This is a genomic window from Mycobacterium sp. KBS0706 (assembly GCF_005938675.2).
Taxonomy (GTDB): domain Bacteria; phylum Pseudomonadota; class Alphaproteobacteria; order DSM-16000; family Inquilinaceae; genus Inquilinus.
This window is the reverse complement of sequence record NZ_VCCH02000006.1, coordinates 1-16,520: the sequence shown is the minus strand read 5'-3', so window position 1 is coordinate 16,520 and position 16,520 is coordinate 1. Positions and strand designations below refer to the sequence as shown.

General features: G+C 72.1%; 12 protein-coding genes. 11 read left to right on the top strand and 1 reads right to left on the bottom strand.

Annotated features, from left to right (window positions below; genetic code table 11):
• Positions 1-4 precede the first annotated feature (4 nt).
• From tssM to FFK22_RS04635, 11 genes are all read left to right on the top strand, one after another.
• Positions 5-3,652 carry a type VI secretion system membrane subunit TssM gene (gene tssM, locus FFK22_RS04685; RefSeq protein ID WP_138890144.1) on the top strand — a complete coding sequence of 1,216 codons (3,648 nt, stop codon included), beginning with the start codon at positions 5-7 and terminating at the stop codon, positions 3,650-3,652.
• Positions 3,634-4,347, top strand: a complete 714-nt coding sequence (gene tagF / locus FFK22_RS04680; RefSeq protein WP_138890143.1) for a type VI secretion system-associated protein TagF — start codon at positions 3,634-3,636, stop codon at positions 4,345-4,347. The genes tssM and tagF overlap by 19 nt, the downstream gene beginning before the upstream one ends.
• On the top strand, positions 4,344-5,111 hold the full coding sequence (locus tag FFK22_RS04675; protein WP_186002318.1) for a PP2C family serine/threonine-protein phosphatase: 768 nt from the start codon (positions 4,344-4,346) through the stop codon (positions 5,109-5,111). The genes tagF and FFK22_RS04675 overlap by 4 nt, the downstream gene beginning before the upstream one ends.
• Positions 5,108-6,652: a serine/threonine-protein kinase gene (locus FFK22_RS43755; protein WP_221938390.1), complete on the top strand. Its 1,545-nt coding sequence runs from the start codon at positions 5,108-5,110 to the stop codon at positions 6,650-6,652. Before FFK22_RS04675 ends, FFK22_RS43755 begins: the two co-directional genes overlap by 4 nt.
• Positions 6,649-8,658, top strand: coding sequence for a vWA domain-containing protein (locus FFK22_RS04665; protein WP_138890141.1), 2,010 nt, complete (start codon positions 6,649-6,651; stop codon positions 8,656-8,658). Before FFK22_RS43755 ends, FFK22_RS04665 begins: the two co-directional genes overlap by 4 nt.
• Positions 8,655-9,389, top strand: coding sequence for an ABC transporter ATP-binding protein (locus FFK22_RS04660; RefSeq protein WP_138890140.1), 735 nt, complete (start codon positions 8,655-8,657; stop codon positions 9,387-9,389). The genes FFK22_RS04665 and FFK22_RS04660 overlap by 4 nt, the downstream gene beginning before the upstream one ends.
• 7 nt (positions 9,390-9,396) lie before the next feature.
• Complete coding sequence (locus FFK22_RS04655) at positions 9,397-10,611, top strand: ABC transporter permease (RefSeq protein WP_138890139.1); 1,215 nt, start codon at positions 9,397-9,399, stop codon at positions 10,609-10,611.
• Entirely contained in the window at positions 10,604-12,232 is a 1,629-nt protein-coding gene (locus tag FFK22_RS04650; RefSeq protein WP_138890138.1) for an SUMF1/EgtB/PvdO family nonheme iron enzyme, read from the top strand. The genes FFK22_RS04655 and FFK22_RS04650 overlap by 8 nt, the downstream gene beginning before the upstream one ends.
• A gap of 17 nt (positions 12,233-12,249) precedes the next feature.
• Positions 12,250-13,530 (top strand): ImcF-related family protein, encoded by a 1,281-nt coding sequence (locus FFK22_RS04645; protein ID WP_186002305.1) that lies wholly within the window; start codon positions 12,250-12,252, stop codon positions 13,528-13,530.
• Positions 13,530-15,029: a M23 family metallopeptidase gene (locus FFK22_RS04640; RefSeq protein ID WP_138890137.1), complete on the top strand. Its 1,500-nt coding sequence runs from the start codon at positions 13,530-13,532 to the stop codon at positions 15,027-15,029. The genes FFK22_RS04645 and FFK22_RS04640 overlap by 1 nt, the downstream gene beginning before the upstream one ends.
• Positions 15,030-15,190: 161 nt before the next feature.
• A complete protein-coding gene (locus tag FFK22_RS04635) occupies positions 15,191-15,577 on the top strand; it encodes a DUF3060 domain-containing protein (protein ID WP_186002304.1) in 387 nt (128 codons plus the stop codon).
• A gap of 157 nt (positions 15,578-15,734) precedes the next feature.
• Here FFK22_RS04635 and FFK22_RS04630 read toward each other — a convergent pair whose 3' ends face one another.
• A complete protein-coding gene (locus tag FFK22_RS04630) occupies positions 15,735-16,481 on the bottom strand; it encodes a VOC family protein (RefSeq protein WP_138890135.1) in 747 nt (248 codons plus the stop codon).
• Between the last annotated feature and the right edge of the window lie 39 nt (positions 16,482-16,520).

The following is a 16,520-nucleotide window of genomic DNA, read 5'->3' as shown; positions in this document are numbered from 1 at the left end:
CGCAGTGCGCAAGATCGTCTCCATCCTGACGGCCCGCTGGTTCGTATCCCTGGTCGGCGTGCTGCTGCTGTCGACGATCATCTGGTTCGTCGGTCCGCTGATCGCGGTGGCGGAGGTGCGGCCGCTCGAGGACGCGCTCATCCGCGTCGTCATCATCGCCGCGATGCTGGTGCTCTGGGCCTTGGCGATCGCCTGGTCCGCCGCGCGCAGCCAGCGGGCGAACGCGAAGCTGGTCGACGAGGTCGCGGCGGACAATACCGCCCCGGCCGACACGGCGGATGACGAGATCGAGGCGATCCGCGGCCGGCTGTCCGAGGCGCTCGCGGTGCTGCGCAAGACGCGCCTGGGCCGCAAGGGCCGCCGCCGCTGGCTGTACGAGCTGCCCTGGTACGTCCTGATCGGCCCGCCCGGCGCCGGCAAGACCACGGCGCTGCTGAACTCGGGCATCGATTTCCCGCTCGCCGACCGCACCGGCCAGGGCCAGGACGCCATCCGCGGCATCGGCGGCACCCGGAACTGCGACTGGTGGTTTACCAACGAGGCGGTGCTGATCGACACCGCCGGCCGCTACACCACCCAGGACAGCCACGCCGCGCGCGACGCCGCGGCCTGGAAGGGCTTTCTCGGCCTGCTCAAGCGGAATCGCCCGCGCCAGCCGATCAACGGCGCGATCGTCTGCGTCAGCATCTCCGACGTCGCGCTGATGCCGGACAGCGAGCGCCTGGCCCATGCCCGCGCCGTCCGCCAGCGGCTGCAGGAATTGACGGACGAGCTCGGCGTCCGCTTCCCGATCTATGTGCTGTTCACCAAGGCCGACCTCCTGGCCGGCTTCTCCGAGTTCTTCGACAATCTCGGCCGCGAGGACCGCGAGCAGGTGTGGGGCGTCACCTTCACCCTCGACGAGGGCAAGGGTGAGACCGGCGTCGTCCCGGACTTCCTGCACGAGTTCGACCTGCTGGTCGACCGGCTCAACGACCGCGTCGTCGAGCGGCTGCACCAGGAGCCGGACATCCAGCATCGCAGCCTGGTCTACGGCTTCCCGGCCCAGGTCGCCTCGATGCGCGAGGCGCTGCACGAGTTCCTGACCGAGGCGTTCCGCCCCAGCCGCTACGATGCCAGGCCCTTGCTGCGGGGCGTCTATCTCACCAGCGGCACTCAGGAGGGAACGCCCTTCGACCGGCTGATGGGGGCGATGGCCCGGTCGTTCGGGCTGGATCGCCAGCAGATGGCAGCCGCGCATGGCCGCGGCCGCAGCTATTTCCTGACCGACCTGCTGCGCAAGGTGGTCTTCGCCGAAGCCGACATCGTCTCGACCAATCCGCGGCTCGAACGCCGCCTGCGCTGGATCCGCTGGGGTGCGACGACCGCCGCCGCCGTGGTCGTGGTTGGCCTGGTCGCGGCCTGGACCGTCAGCTATCTCGGCAACCGGACGCTGATCGCCTCGGCGCAGGACGGCCTCGACGGCTACGCCGCGAAGCTGGGCGACACCAGCGGGCCGGTCCGCGACGCCGACCTGGCTCCCGTCCTGCCCGCCCTCGACGCCCTGCGCGCTGCGCCGACCGGCTACGAGCGGCAGGACGATCCGGCGCCGTGGGAGCTGCGGTTCGGACTGTGGCAGGGCGACACCCTGTCCCAGGGCACCGTCCAGGCCTATCGGCATGCCCTGAACACCGTCCTGCTGCCGCGGCTGGTGCTCCGGCTGGAGGACATCCTGCGCAGCGTGCAGCAGCCCTCCGACCTCGCCTATGTCGCGTTGAAGAGCTACCTGATGCTCGGCGGCAAGGCGCCCGACGTGGATGCTGCCACCATCCTCGAATGGCTGCGCATCGACCTAGCGCAGCGCTATCCCGGAGAGCAGAACGCCGCCCTCCGCCAATCGGTCGAGGCGCACACGGCCGCGCTGCTCGAGCGGCCCCTGGCCGGGATCGGGATCGACGGCCGGCTGGTGGAGCGGGTGCGCGGGATCATCGCCGCGACGCCTCCGGCACAGCGCGCCTATACGCTGCTCGCCGCCAGCCCAGACGCCGCAGCCCTGCCGATCTGGACCGTGAGCGACCATGGCGGGCCCGAGACCCCGCGCGCCCTGGTCCGGGCCTCGAACAAGAGTCTTGGGGAGGGCGTGTCGGGGATCTTCACCTATCGCGGCTTCCACGACGTGGTCCTGACCGAGGTCGAGAACGCGGCCCGCCTGGTGGCCTCGGACCGCTGGGTGACCGATCCGCAGGCGGCGGCCGGCACGCCCGACGACGCGGCCGTGGCGCGGATCGCCAGCGATGCGCTGCAGCTGTACTACAACGACTACATCTCGGCCTGGAACGCGCTGCTGGCCGACATCCGCGTCGTTCCGTTCGAAAGCCGGGAGCATGCGGTCGAGGTCCTGAACATCCTGTCCGGCCCTGGGTCGCCTTTGGCCGCGATCCTGCGTGGAGCGGCACAGGAAACCGCGCTGACCAAGGAGGCCCCGGCTCCCGCCGCGGGGCAGGCCGCGCCGGAGATGAGCGCCGGGCAGAAGCAGGCCGCCAACGTCGTCGGCGCCCAGGTCGAGACCGCGGCGCAGAACCGCTTCGGCATGGGCGGCCGGCTGGCGTCGCTGCTGGCCCAGGACTATGCCCGGACGCGCCTCGGCGCCGCCGCCTCGGCGTCGACGGACTCGGCCCCGCTGCCGGGCGCCTATGTCGAGGAGCGGTTCCGCGACCTGCACGCCTTCGTCGAAGGCCCGAACGGTGCCGCGGCACCGCTCGACGACATGATCCGGACGCTGGCCGACGTCTATCGCCAGATGAACCGCAGCGCCATGACGCCCGGCGCCGCCGGGGTCGCGGCCAATGCCGAGCTGGCTGCCCTGGCGCAGCAGCTCACCGCCTCGGCCGGCCGCGCGCCGGAGGCGATGCGCGGCTGGGCGGAGCAGATCGCCCAGGCCACCTCCAACGTCACCATCGGCGGGGCCCGGCAGACGCTGAACGCCGACTGGAACACCACGGGCCGGCCGCTGTGCCAGACGGCGCTGGCCGGACGCTATCCGCTCGCCCGCGGCGCCCGGCAGGACGTGAAGCTGGACGATTTCGGCCGGCTGTTCGCCCCCGGCGGGCTGATCGACGGCTTCTTCTCCAGCAACCTCGCGCAGTATGCCGACACCTCCCGCAACCCCTGGCGCTGGGCCAAGCTGAACAATGTCGATCTCGGCATCGCCGACAGCACGCTGGCACAGTTCGAGAAGGCCGCCCGGATCCGCGACGCGTTCTTCCCGCAGGGCGGGACGCAGCCCAGCATCGGCTTCGAGATCGAGCCCGTCGACCTGTCGCCCGAGGCGGCGAGCGTGACGGTCGACATCAACGGCCAGACCGTCTCCTACGACCATGGCCCGGTCCGCCCGGTGTCGATGCGCTGGCCGGGCACCGGGGCCGGCCAGGTCCGCGTTTCCTTCACCGCCGTCGACGGCTCGCCGAGCGGCGGCATCACCCTGGACGGCCCCTGGGCCTTGTTCCGGCTGGTCGACCGGTCCCGGATCGCCGGCGCCTCGGCCAGCGACCGGTTCCGCCTCACCATCAGCGAGGGCAAGGACAGCGCCACCTTCGAGATCCGCACCGCCAGCGTCCTCAGCCCCTTCACGCTGCCGCAGCTGAGGGAGTTCCAATGTCCGCAGGCCTTCTGATCCCGGGGGCAGAGAGTCCCGGCATCTTCGGCAAGCTGCCGTGGCTCGGGGACTTCGTCACCCGCCGGCTGCCCCACAGCTTCGTCGAGCCCTGGGACGACTGGCTGCAGCGCGGCATGGCGGCGACGCGCGAGGCCCTCGGCGAGGTCTGGCTGGACAGCTTCCTGACGGCGCCGGTCTGGCGGTTCCTGCTGCCGGCGGGCAGCGCAGGCCCTGCTGCGATGGCGGGGCTTCTGATGCCCAGTGTCGACCGGGTCGGGCGCTATTTTCCCCTCACCCTGGCCTCGCCGCTCGATGTCGATCCGGGGCCTGAGGCGCCGCTGCTCGCCGCCGGATGGTTCGACGTGCTGGAACGGACCGCGCTCGCCGCGCTCGACGACGCCACGGCGCCGGAGGCATGGGAAGCCGCAGTCGAGCGCCTCGGCCCCCCGCCGCTGACGGAGGAGGAGCCGTCGCCGGTCGAGATCGGCGACGGCTGGTGGGGCACATCGCTGTCCTCGTCCGACGGACTGGGGGCCGACGGGCTGGGCATCGCCGCGCTGCGCCTGGGGACAGCACCGTTGGCGGCTCAGGCCCGGTTCTGGACCGGGCCGGCCGCGCAGGGCTGGTACCTCGCCGGCGACGGGCTGCCGCCGCCCGCGGCCTGGCCCCGCGCGTTCATGAGGGCACGCCTGGCCACGGAGCCCGCGCAGTGAAGCGCTTCCAGTTCCGATCGGCCGGCCGCACCGATGCGGGCGCGGTGCGGCGTCACAACGAGGACGCGTTCCTGTCCAAGCCGGAGACCGGCCTGTGGGCGGTGGCCGACGGCATGGGCGGCCATCGGAACGGCGACCAGGCGAGCCGGATGATCGTCGAGGCCCTGGACCGGGTGCAGCTCCCCGAATCCGGAGCCGCCTTCATGGGCGACGTCCACGCCCGGCTGTCCGAGGTACACGACGCCTTGCGGCGGGAGGCGGAGCAGACCGGCGCGACGACCGGGTCCACCGCCATCGTGCTGATGGTCCATGCCGGCCGCTTCGTCTGCCTGTGGGCCGGCGACAGCCGCCTCTATCTGCTGCGCGACCGGCAGCTCTGGCAGATCACGCGGGACCATTCCTATGTGCAGGAGCTCGTCGACAGCGGCGTGCTGTCGCCGGAAGCGGCCCTGCATCATCCCCAGTCCAATGTGATCACCCGGGCGGTGGGCGCCTCGGACGCGCTGGAGCTGGAGATGGAGCGGAGCGTCGTGCTGCCGGGCGACGTCTTCCTGCTGTGCAGTGACGGCCTGACCCGCGTCGTCTCCGAAGGCGAGATCGCCAACCTGCTCGACGCCATGCCGCCGGACCAGGCGGCCAGCGGTCTGGTCGACCTGGCGCTGGGCCGGGGCGCGCCGGACAACGTCACCGTCGTGATCCTGGCCTGCGAGGACGAAGAGGAGCGCACCGTACCGCCACGCCGGCCGAATGGAGGCTGGTCGTGACCGCCGGACCCGAGCGTCGGCCGGAAGACCCGTTCCGGACGGCCGAACCGACCACGCAGGAGCCGTCACGGGAGCCAAGGTCGGCGACCGAGCTGTCGCCCGGCGCGACCGTGCTGTTCACCTACCGCATCGTCCGGCTGATCAGCCGCGGCGGCATGGGCGAGATCTACGAAGCCGAGCACATCGACCAGCGGACGCGGCACGCCATCAAGATCATCCTGCCCGAGCTGATGGGCGATGAATCGATCGTCGCCCTGTTCCTGCGCGAGGCCGAATCGCTGCGCAAGATCCGGCACGCCGGCATCGTCAGCTATGACGGGCTGTTCCGCGACGAGTCGAGGCGCCTCCACCTCGTCATGGAGTATGTCGACGGCCCGTCCCTGAGCGAGAGGCTGCGCGACGGGCCGCTGACGCCGGAGGAGGTCGGCGCCCTGCGTGACCGCCTCGCCTCCGGGCTCGCCGAGGCGCATGACATCGGCATCAGCCATCGCGACCTGTCCCCCGATAACATCCTGCTCGAGCACGGCCGGCTCGGCGGCGCCAAGCTGATCGATTTCGGCATCGCCAAGCTCTCCGATCCGGACGCCCAGACCGTGGTCGGCAGCGCCTTCGCCGGCAAGTTCTCCTGGGCGTCGCCGGAGCAGGTCGGGCTGTTCGGCGCCCAGGTCGATTCGCGGTCCGACATCTACAGCCTCGGCCTCGTGCTCGCCGCCGCCGCCCGCGGCCGGCCGCTGGAGATGGGTCGGTCGATGATGGCGGTGGTCAACGCCCGCCGCAGCGTTCCGCAGCTCGATGGCGTGCCGCCGAGCCTCGCCCCCCAGATCGCGAGAATGCTCGAGCCCGACCCGCTCGACCGGCCGCAATCGATGCGGGAGATCATCCTCGCCGCCGGACAGGGGTCGGCACCACCGGCCCGGAGACCGCGGCGCCGGGTCGCCGTGGTCGCAGCCCTCCTCTGCCTCGTCCTGGCCGCGGCCGCCGGCGGGCTCTGGTGGCAATGGCAGCCGACCGCGCCCGCACCGCCGTTGCCGCAACCACCGCAGCCATCGGCGGCCGCATCCAGGCCTGCCATCGAAGTGGTGCCATCGGAGCCGGCGCGGCGTGAACTGGCACGGCCAAAACCGGTGCAGCCGGTGCCGGAGCAGTCGGTGCCGGTGCCACCGAAAGCGGAGGCCCCGGCCGAGGCCGGAACCGGGGGCCGCCAGGATCCCGCCCCGCCGCCGGACCGGCAGCAATTGCCCCGGCTCCTGGACCTGCCGCCGCGCGACCTGTATCTGGCCGGGCAGCGCTTCCTGCAGGAGAAGCGCGACGCGGACACCGCACTCGTCCTGTGGGAAGAGGCCACGCGGCGTGGTAGCGGCGAGGCCGCGCTCGGCATCGCCCGCTTCTACGACCCGGACTCCTGGGACCAGGGCCCCCACCCCTTCACCGCTCCGAACCCGGCCAAGGCGCGGGAGTTCTACGCGACCGCCCTGGAGCGGGGGATGGACGAGGCCCGGCCGCGCCTCCAGGCCCTCGGCAACGCAGGTTCCGAACCATGACCCGAATGGCTCCCCTCGCCCGCATCCTTGCCGTCGGCCTCGCGCTCGGGCTGTCGACGGCGGTCTTCGCCGGCGGAGCGGCGGCGCAGACCCCGTCCGCACCAGCGGAAGCCCGGACGCCGCTGCTGATGCCGGGAACGACGAGCCTGTGGCAGCGCGTTCTCACCCGGCCGGGCGCGAAGCCCGTGGCCACGCCGGGCCAAGCTTCGGCGAGCCCCGAGATCCCGGCCCTGTCCATGCTCTTCGTCTATGGCCGGGCGAAGAGGGGCGACGCCGACTGGATCGAGATCGGCACGACCCCGGGCGGGCGGACGCTGGGGTGGATCCCGGCCGCGGAGGCGATCGACTGGAAGCAGACGATGGTCGTGCTGTTCACCAACCCGGTGAATCGCGACCGCGCCCTGTTCTTCAAGGAGTCCGATCCACTTCTGACGCTGATGGAATCACCCGACGCCGGCACCCGGGCGGCGACGCTGCGCCAGGCCGCCGAAACCGGCGCGCTGCCCCCGGACAGCCCGATCACGGCGATCGAACCGTCGGCCTGGATCGACCCCGCCAAGAATTTCTACCTGCTACCGATCCTGAACTGGACCGACGGCTATTTCGCCAGCGGCTTCTCGGGGCTGGCTCTCCAGGTCGCGGCGACATCGCTGCAGGAGAAGCCCGAACAGGCCGAGCCGGCCAAGCCCGATCCCCGGGTCGCGGCCAAGCTGCTGGAGGGGTATCGCGCCGGCGTCGTCTTCGTCGTCGACACCACCGTGTCGATGGAGCCCTATGTCGCCCGCACCCGCGCCACCATCGAGGCGCTGACCGGGAAGCTCGCGGCGTCCGAGGAGGGCGACCGGGTCAGCTTCGGCCTCGTCGGCTTCCGCGACGTGATGCCTGACGGTTCGCCCGACGGCTACATCACCAAGGTGTTCGCGACCCTGGCCGACGGGCACGACCGGGCGTCGTTCCTCGAGCGTCTCGACGCCGCATCGGCCTCGACGGCGGACAATCTCGATTTCCGCGAGGATGCCCTGGCCGGCGTCAAGGCCGCGCTCGACGACATCGACTGGACCGACGTCGCCGGTCGCTTCGTCGTGCTGGTCACCGACGCCAGCCCGCGCCGCGCCAGCGATCCTTATTCCTCGACCCATCTCGACCCGGACCAGCTGCGCCTGCTCGCCCAGTCCAAGGGCGCGGCGCTGATGGTGATCCATCTGAAGACGCCGGCCGGCAAGGCGGATCATCAGGCCGCCGAGGACGCCTACACGCCGATGACCGCTTATCCGAATATCGGCAGCCTGTATTTCCCGATCGAGGGCGGCGACGTCCGCACCTTCGGCACGGTGATCGACCGGATCTCGGAGACGATCCTCCGGCAGATGGATACGGACACCCAGGTCGCAGGCGAGGCCCCGCCGGCGGCGCTATCCCCGGCGGAGGCGAGCGACAGCGCCTTCGCCCGCGCCGGCCTGGTCGGCCGCGCCATGCAGCTCGCCTATCTCGGCCGGATGGAGGGGGACCAGCCACCCCGCCTGTTCTCGGCCTGGGTCTCCGACCGCGATATCGCCAACCCGGCCCGCAAGACGCTGGACGTCCGGGTCCTGATCACCCGGAACCAGCTGTCGGACCTGCAGGCGACGCTGAAGGCGATCATCGACGCGGGCGAGTCGACGCGGGTGGCGCCGAACGACTTCTTCCGCCAGCTGCGCAGCGCCGCCGCGACCATGGCCCGGCGGCCCGAGGGCGTGGGCGGCGAGAATGCCCGCCGGCTGGCCGATCTCGGCCTGATCGGCGAGTACCTCGAGGGCCTGCCCTACCGCAGCCGGATCATGGAGCTGAGCGAGGACGACTGGCTGTCCTGGAGCTTCGGCCAGCAGCGCCAGTTCCTCGACGACCTCGAGGCCAAGGTCACGCTGTACCGGCAGATCTACGACAACACCGACCTGTGGATCGCCCTCGACGGCGACCGCAGCGGCGGCGAGGCGGTCTCTCCGATCCCGCTCGACGCCCTGCCATGAACGTCCTGGCGCCCCCGCCGGTCTATGCCCTGCGCGACGTGACGCTGCGCCGCGGCGGCCGGACTGCCGCCTTCGAGCTGCATGTCAGCAACCTCGTCGTCCAGCGCGGCGAGATCTGGTTCCTGGCGGGCCAGTCCGGCTCCGGCAAGTCGACCTTGCTGGACCTGCTGGGCGGCACCCTGGCGCCCGACAGCGCCGGCGCCTTTCACCTCGCCGGCGGCAAGGGCTCCCCGGTCGACCTGGCACTGCTATGGCGCCGCCGGCGGCACGACGCCCTCGCCGCACTGCGGGCCGACAGCATCGGCTACGTGCTGCAGACCGGCGGGCTGCTGCCCTATCTGACGGTCGGCGAGAACATCGCCCTGACCGCCCGCGTCGCCGGCCGGCACGACCCGGGGCATCTGCGCGCCCTGGCGCGCCGGCTGGGCATCGCAAGGCTGCTCGACGTCCAGCCGCGCAGCCTGTCGGTCGGCGAGCGCCAGCGCGTCGCCATCGCCCGCGCCCTCGCCCACCGGCCCGACATCCTGCTGGCGGACGAGCCCACGGCGTCGCTTGACCCGCCGACGGCGGAGCAGGTGTTCGGCCTGCTGATCGAAACCGTCCAGCAGTTGAAGACCACGGCCATCATCGCCTCGCATGACTGGGCCAGGACCGAGGCCGGCGGGTACCGGACCTTCGGCCACGCCCTGCGGCGCGAGCGGGATGCCGTGCGCGCCTATTTCTGGACCTGAGCCGGTCATGGGACGGATCGCGCTCGCGGCGAACCTCGCCGCCCGGGACTTCGGCCACGACTGGCGGATCGTGCTGTGCCAGGTGCTCGGCCTGACCGCGGTGCTGGCGCCGCTGCTGGTCCTGTTCGGCATGCGCTTCGGCCTGATCGACACCCTGGCCCAGCGGCTGATCGAGGATCCGCGCAACCGCGAGATCGTGCCGGCCGGCAGCGCCCGCTTCGACGCCGCGTTCTTCCGCGACCTGGCCGGACAGGACGGGATCGCCTTCATCGTGCCGGCGACCCGCTCGATCGCCGCCAGCTTCACCCGGCTGCGCAAGGCGGATGGCGACGGCCGCCCCCTCTCCGGCGTCGCGCTGCTGCCCTCGGGGCCGGGCGACCCGCTGCTCGCCGGCAACGCGCCGCCGGCCGGGGATGCGGTCGTGCTTGGACGCCGGCTCGCCGACAGCCTCGGCGCGGTCGCGGGCGACCGGCTCATCGCCGAGATCACGCGGCAGCGCGACGGCCGCCTCGAGGCGCAGCGCCTGACCCTCGCCGTCGCCGGCGTCACCGATGCGCCGATCGCGCCGGCCGACGGCCTGCTGGCGCCGCTCGACCTCCTCACCGCCACCGAGGACTGGCGGGACGGTCTCGCCGTCGCCGACCGGGGCTGGGCCGGCGCCGCGCCACCGGCCGCGGACCGCGTGTTCGCGCGGTTCCGCCTCTATGCCCGCTCGATCTACGACGTCGCCGCGATCGAGGCGCGGCTCAAGGAACGCGGCATCGAGGTCCGCACCGCCTCCGCCGACATCGCGCAGATGCAGCTGCTGGACCGCAATCTCGGCATCGCCTTCTGGCTGATCGCCGGCTGCGGCGCGCTCGGCTACCTGGTGTCCCTCGCCGCCAGCCTGCGCGGCCATGTCGAGCGCAAGCGGCGGGATCTCGCCATGCTGCGGCTGATCGGGCTGCCGACACGGTCTCTGGTCGCCTTCCCGGTGGTCCAGGCGGTGCTGATCGCGGTGCTCGGCGTGGCCCTCGCCGGCATCGTCTTCCAGGGCGCGGCCACAGCGCTCAACAGCATCTTCGCCGGCAGCCTGCAGCCCGGGGAACGCATCTGCCGGCTGCTGCTGGTCCATTTCGGCGTCGCCGCGGCGGCGACCATCCTGGCCGCGCTGCTGTCGGCGAGCTGGGGCGGCCTGCTCGCCGCCCGCATCCAACCGTCCGAGGGACTTCGTGATGTGTGATCGACCGGTCCGGCCGCTGCGAGCCGCGCTTCTGGGACTCGCAGCCTGGCTGGCGATCGCCGCCCCGGTCCGGGCGGCCGAGCCCATCACCTGGCCCGAGGATGCCTACAACCCGTCGCCGGCGCCCGGCGACATCGTCCTGCCCCTGCCCTGCGGCGGCGCCATGGCCTTCCGGCGCATCGACCTGCCCTCGGCCGGCGTGCTCGACGACGTCCGGGTCCAGCTCGGCGACGCCCAGCCGGAGCTTGGCTTCCTCAGCGACCGCCGCTTCGAGGTCATCGCCGGCTCCTTCACCGACGCGGCGACGCCGGGCGTCCGCTACTTCCTGATGGGCAAATACGAGGTCACCCGCGCGCAGTGGGATGCGCTGGCCGGCGGGGACTGCCCGAACCCGACGATGCGGACGCGGCTGCCGCAAACCGAGCTCTCCTGGTTCGACGCCGTGGCCCTCGGCGAGCGCTATTCCGAGTGGTTGATCACCCATGCCCGCGACGTGCTGCCGTCGGAATCGGGAACCCCCGGCTTCACCCGCCTGCCGACGGAAGATGAATGGGAGTATGCCGCCCGCGGCGGCATGGCGGTCTCCTCGGAGACGTTCCTGGCGTCGCGGTTCCCGATGCCGAGCGGCGTTCCGGCCGAATATCTCTGGTACCAGGGCACCGGGTCGGCGGAAGGCAAGCTGCATCCGATCGGCCTGCTCAAGCCCAATCCGCTCGGCCTGCACGACGTCCTGGGCAACGCGTCGGAGATGATGTTCGAGCCATTCCGGCTGAATCGGCGCGGCCGGCTGCACGGCCAGGCTGGCGGCTTCATCGTCCGCGGCGGCGACTTCACCATGCCGCTCGACCAGATCCGCTCCGGCATGCGCGTCGAGATGCCCTACTACGCCGGCGGCAGCGGCAAGGCCACCGAGACCCGCCAGCTCGGGCTTCGCCTGGTGGTGGCCGCACCGGTCATCACCTCGCCCGAGAGGCTGGCGGAGATCGAGCGCGAATGGCGCGCCATGCCGTCGTCGAGCGAAAGCCCGGCGAACGCCCGCCGCGAGGACGCGGCCCTGAGCACGCTGGATCGCCTGGCCGACGAGGCCGGGGACGAGGCCGTCAAGACCGAGCTGCGCGGCGTCGGGCAATCGATCCGGGAAGCCCTGGTGGACCGGAACGACGCCCGGAACCGGACGGTCCGGTCGCTGGTCAATGTCGGTGCGCTGCTCGGCAACAAGCTGCGCACCGATCAGCAGCGCCTGCTGGCCGTGGGCCAAGCGATCGAGCAGGTGGCGCGCCCTGCCCTGCGGCAGCTGCAGTCGCGGCGTCAGGATGCCCAGACCCGCAAGGCGCTCGGCGACGCCGAGGCGCAGATGCAGCAGATGGAGCGGCAGCGCTCGGGGCTGGAGGACACGGTGCGCACCTCGCGCGAGATCTATGTCGACACCGTGCTGAGCACCTCCGGCGACTATTCGGACGAGGTGGTCCAGGCGCAGGTGCCGACGCTGAAGGCAGAGCTGCATGCCCGCGGCTCGGACGCGCTGCTGCCCTATGTCGACATCTTCGTGCTGCACATGCAGCGGATGCGCGACAACGGCGCTGCCGATCCCCAAAGCCTCGTCGACGACCTGACCCGATGACCCGGCGGCGGACATGGATGGCGGTGCTGGGGGGCGGGCTCGCCGCCGCCGCTCTCCTCGCCGCCATCCATATCGCCAATGAGCGGCTCGCCGCGGATGCGCGGTCGGCGATCGCGGAAGCTCGCGCCACCGCCCCGGACGCCGCGGCGTCCCCAGACGATCCTGCCGTCGCCCTCGACGCCCTCGACCGTCTCTCCGCCTCCCCGCTCGCCGGCGCGCCGCCCGCCTGGTGGCGACGGGCGAGCCTGAACGCCGCGACCCTCGACGATCTTCGGGCGGAGACCCGGCGGCTGGATCGCGACCTGCTGCGCGACGGGCTTCTCGGGCGGCTGGCCAGCCGCATCCTCGAGCGGATCGAGCGCCCCGACATTGCGCCCGAGCTCGCCTTCGAGGGGCTGAAAGCGGTCCTCGCCCTCGGCGACGCGAGCGTCTCGCGACAGGACGATCTCGTCCGCCTCTGGGCCTCGATCGACTGGTCCGTCACCGAGCCCGCCCCCGACCGGCGCGAGCGGCTGGCGCGCCACCTGGAGCAGGCCCTGGCCATGGAACCGCGCCTCGTGCCCGCGGTGGATGCTTCGGCGATCGACCGGGTCCGGGCCCGCCTGCGGCAGACGCCGCTGTCGGTCCGGGCGTACGCCGCAATCCGCAGCTCCGAGGCTGCCCAGGCGCTGCCGCCGTTCCGCGCCGATCTCGTCCTCGGTGCCGATGGTTGGGCGCTGGCCCGTCGCTCCGGAACCTCGCTTGCCACGCCGATCCCGGGCCTGCTCACCGCGGAGGGTTTCCATCGGGTGATGGCGCCGGCGCTGGCCGATCTTTCCGGCGCGCTGCAGGCCGATGCCTGGGTGCTGGGCGGGAGCGGGCAGCCCGAGACTGTCGGGCGCACGCTCGTCGCGACCGTGCTCGGGCTCTATCTCGACGACGCGGCCAGGGCCTGGGACGGTCTTCTGGACGATCTCGAGATCCTGCCGGCCCGCGCCGAGCCCGGCAGCGCCGGCCAGGTCATCGACGCGCTGACGCGATCGCCCGGCCCGCTCCTGCGCCTCGCCATCGCCGCACGCCAGGCCACGCTGTTCGACCGGGCGAGCAGTCCGGATGCAGCGCGGCTTGCGGCCCTGGCCGAGGCTGTCGGCGGCATGAGGCCGTGGTCGGCGATCGACCGCCGCTACGCCTGGCTTCTCGCCGGCGACGGCGCGGATCTGCCCGGCTTCGCGGCGCTGATCGACGCCGCGCGCCCGCTGGTCGATTCGGCCGGCGGCCTGCCGGGCGACGCGCCGCCATCAGCGTCACCCCTCGACTGATGCGGGCGGCGGCTCCCCGGCCGGGCGCGGATCCACGCGCCGCCTGCGACGCCGGCATCGCCGGGGCGCCTGACGCCCTGTGCCGGCCGGAGATCGGCCTCTGGGCGCTGGCCATGCCGGAAGGCGAGGCGCCGGATCTTCGCCACGAGGCCGCCGCCGTGCTGCGCGATCTCGCAGCGCTGCCGGCCGGGCTCGGCCCGGCGGAGCTGGCCCGGGCCGTTCACCGGCGGGTCGAGCGGGAGGCGCTTCGGTCCGGTCACCGGCAGCAGTCCCGCCGGCAATCCGAGGGCGTGTCGATCCTGGCCGCGATTGTCAGCCTGCCGCATGTGATGTGCTTCCGGACCGGCGAAGGCGGCCTTTATCGCCTCGGGCCGGACGGTCTCGCCGCGCTTCCCTTCAACGGGCGGTCGCAATCCGGAAAGAGGACCTCCCAGCCGGAGGTGGCGCAGATCCGCCTGGAAGCAACAGACCGGCTGGTCCTGGCCTCCTGCGATCTGTCGGCCGACACGACACAGCCGGACGATGCATCCCTGCTGCACGAGCCGCCCAATGCCGCGGCCCGCCGGCTGGCGGCGCACGCCGGCACCCTGGGATCGCGTCAGCCGGCGGTGCTCGTGCTGGCCGTCCGGACCGACCCCGATGCCGACGCAGGACAGCCGGCATCGCCGTCGCGCCATCGACCTCCCGCGGATGGACGTACCCGTCCCGCCGGACGGGCACCACTCCCGCTCCTCCTGGGCGTCGGGGCGTTGGCCGTGGTCACGGTCGCGGCGGTCGGCCTGGCGCTGTCGTACCGGCCCGGGCCGGTGCGGACGGCGCCGTCCGCCCTGGTCGCCGCGCCCGACATGGACCTTGCGGCGCTCGGCCTGCCATCGGCCGATATCGCAGCCACTGATCGGCGCCTGGCGCAGACCGTGCGCCTGGCCCTGGCGGTCACGGCGATCGACAGTGCCCTGGACCGGCTCGACCTGCCACCGGCGGCCGGCCCAGCCCTGATCGCGGATCCGTTCTCGCCCGCGGCGCTCGACGCCCATGCCCGCCTTCTGGCGGCCCGGCTGCCGGGGCTGCCATTGGCGACGCCGCTGCGCGTCGCCTACCAGAAGTCGAGCCCCTTCGGCGTGCGCGTCCATCCGATCACCGGCCTGACGATCCTGCACACGGGCGTCGATCTCGTCGCCCCGGCGGGAACCCCGATTTTCGCCACCGGTGCCGGCCGCGTCCTGCGATCGGGGCTCGCCGGCGGCTACGGCAACATGGTGGAGATCCAGCATACCGACGGGCTGGTCACCCGATACGCGCATATGCAGTCGCTCGCCGTCGCTGCCGGCGCCCCGGTCTCGGCCGGGACCGTGGTCGGCACCCTCGGCTCCACGGGCGAGTCGACCGGTCCTCACCTGCACTACGAGATCCGGCGCAGGGATGTCCCTGTCGACCCGATGCCGTTCCTCGAGACCGGCCAGGCCTTGAAGGCCGTTCTGCTCGTCGCGTTCCGGAAATGAAGGCACCGCGCCCATCCGGTGACATAATCCGATGCGGACAATGTTCATCCGTTCCCACGCCAGGCACAGTATCCTTGTACAATCCTGTCGGAACCTGCCGCAGATCGCGTCCGATCGGACCGAACGGCGCGGCCCCACCGGCAACGAAGGGAGGAGAGCCGATGACCGCGATCAAAAGTCAACGGACGACCCGGATGATCTCCGGCATCGCAGCCGTGCTCGGGTTTTCGATTGTTCCCTGCGCTCCGTCGCAGGCGGAGATCCTGATCCTGCAGAGCGCGGCCGAACGTCAGCCGATCGCCTGCGCCGACCGCGACGTCGTCATTCGCGCCGACGACCAGCGCTACAGCCTCGCCGGCAAGTGCCGTTCGCTGATCCTCGAAGGCGACCGCAACTTCGTCTCGATCGAGCTTGCCGCCGGCGCCACGCTGACCGTGTCCGGATCGCAGAACCAGGTCTTCTGGAAGGAGAGAACCGAGACTCCTTCGATCGTGGACGCCGGCAGCGGCAACCGAATCACCCAGCTCGGCGGCCAGACCCGACCGTGATCCTGTTGCATCGCCCGGTTGCCCCGGGTGATTTGAACCTGTCGGCGCAAGAGGTTGATTCTGCTGGTCTGCTTTCAGCCCCCCAAAGCAGACAAGCCCTCGTCTTGCGATGAGGGCTTGCAGGTATCGTTGGGCGCCGAATTCCTCGAATGGCGGCTTAACCTTCGGCCCGGGTGATGCGGACGCCCTGGGTGCGCACCGGGTCGAGATCGCCCACAGCCCTGCCGGGAGCGACGCGCAGCGTCAGCGACACCGGCCCCTCGCCGCGCGCCGCCAGCGCTGCCGCGGCACGGTCCGGGCCGAGCAGGCTGACGGACTGGCCGTCGCCGAGATCGATGGGCGCGCCGGGCGCGGCGGCGATGCCGAGCAGGGCGCCGTAGCGCCAGGCGCTGACCTCGGTGTTCTCCACCGCTACCTCGATACCGGCGACGCCGAGCGCCCCGTTGGCGTGGCGGCGGACATCGCCCTCCGGCACCCGCAGCCGGCGCGGGGTGACGTCGCCGCACAGGAAGGGCAGGTCCGAGGTCGCGGCCCGCGCCGTGCGCCATTCCAGCCGCTCGCCATCCGGTCGCAGCCGGCCGCCATCGGTCGGGCCCTCGAACTCGAGGCCGCGCGCCTTGGCCGCCGCCACATCGGCCGCGATGTCACCGGGCAGCAGGGCAAGATCGACCAGGCCATCACCGGCCTCGCTGAGCACCCGCCACCAGCGGAACTCCGGGTTCGGACGCCGGAAGGCGATCAGCTCGATATAGGCGCCATCGGAGAAGACGATCAGCGCGTTGTGGCTGGCGCCATGGGTGTGCTCCCCGCCCGGCACCACGGTGAAGCCGAGCGCCTCGTAGTCGGCGACGGTGCGCTCCAAGTCCCGGACGGCGATCACCACATGGTCCAGCGACAGGCTCATGGTCGTCTCCTGTTCCGATGGGTCGCGGTCAGGCTTTCG

Excerpts from the sequence above, each read along its gene's own strand:
- FFK22_RS04630 (WP_138890135.1), bottom strand. The coding sequence starts at position 16,481 with ATGAGCCTGTCGCTGGACCATGTGGTGATCGCCGTCCGGGACTTGGAG.
- FFK22_RS04645 (WP_186002305.1), top strand. The coding sequence starts at position 12,250 with ATGGCGGTGCTGGGGGGCGGGCTCGCCGCCGCCGCTCTCCTCGCCGCC.
- tagF (WP_138890143.1), top strand. The coding sequence starts at position 3,634 with ATGTCCGCAGGCCTTCTGATCCCGGGGGCAGAGAGTCCCGGCATCTTC.
- FFK22_RS04635 (WP_186002304.1), top strand. The coding sequence starts at position 15,191 with ATGACCGCGATCAAAAGTCAACGGACGACCCGGATGATCTCCGGCATC.
- FFK22_RS04640 (WP_138890137.1), top strand. The coding sequence starts at position 13,530 with ATGCGGGCGGCGGCTCCCCGGCCGGGCGCGGATCCACGCGCCGCCTGC.
- FFK22_RS04665 (WP_138890141.1), top strand. The coding sequence starts at position 6,649 with ATGACCCGAATGGCTCCCCTCGCCCGCATCCTTGCCGTCGGCCTCGCG.
- FFK22_RS04650 (WP_138890138.1), top strand. The coding sequence starts at position 10,604 with ATGTGTGATCGACCGGTCCGGCCGCTGCGAGCCGCGCTTCTGGGACTC.
- FFK22_RS04655 (WP_138890139.1), top strand. The coding sequence starts at position 9,397 with ATGGGACGGATCGCGCTCGCGGCGAACCTCGCCGCCCGGGACTTCGGC.
- FFK22_RS04660 (WP_138890140.1), top strand. The coding sequence starts at position 8,655 with ATGAACGTCCTGGCGCCCCCGCCGGTCTATGCCCTGCGCGACGTGACG.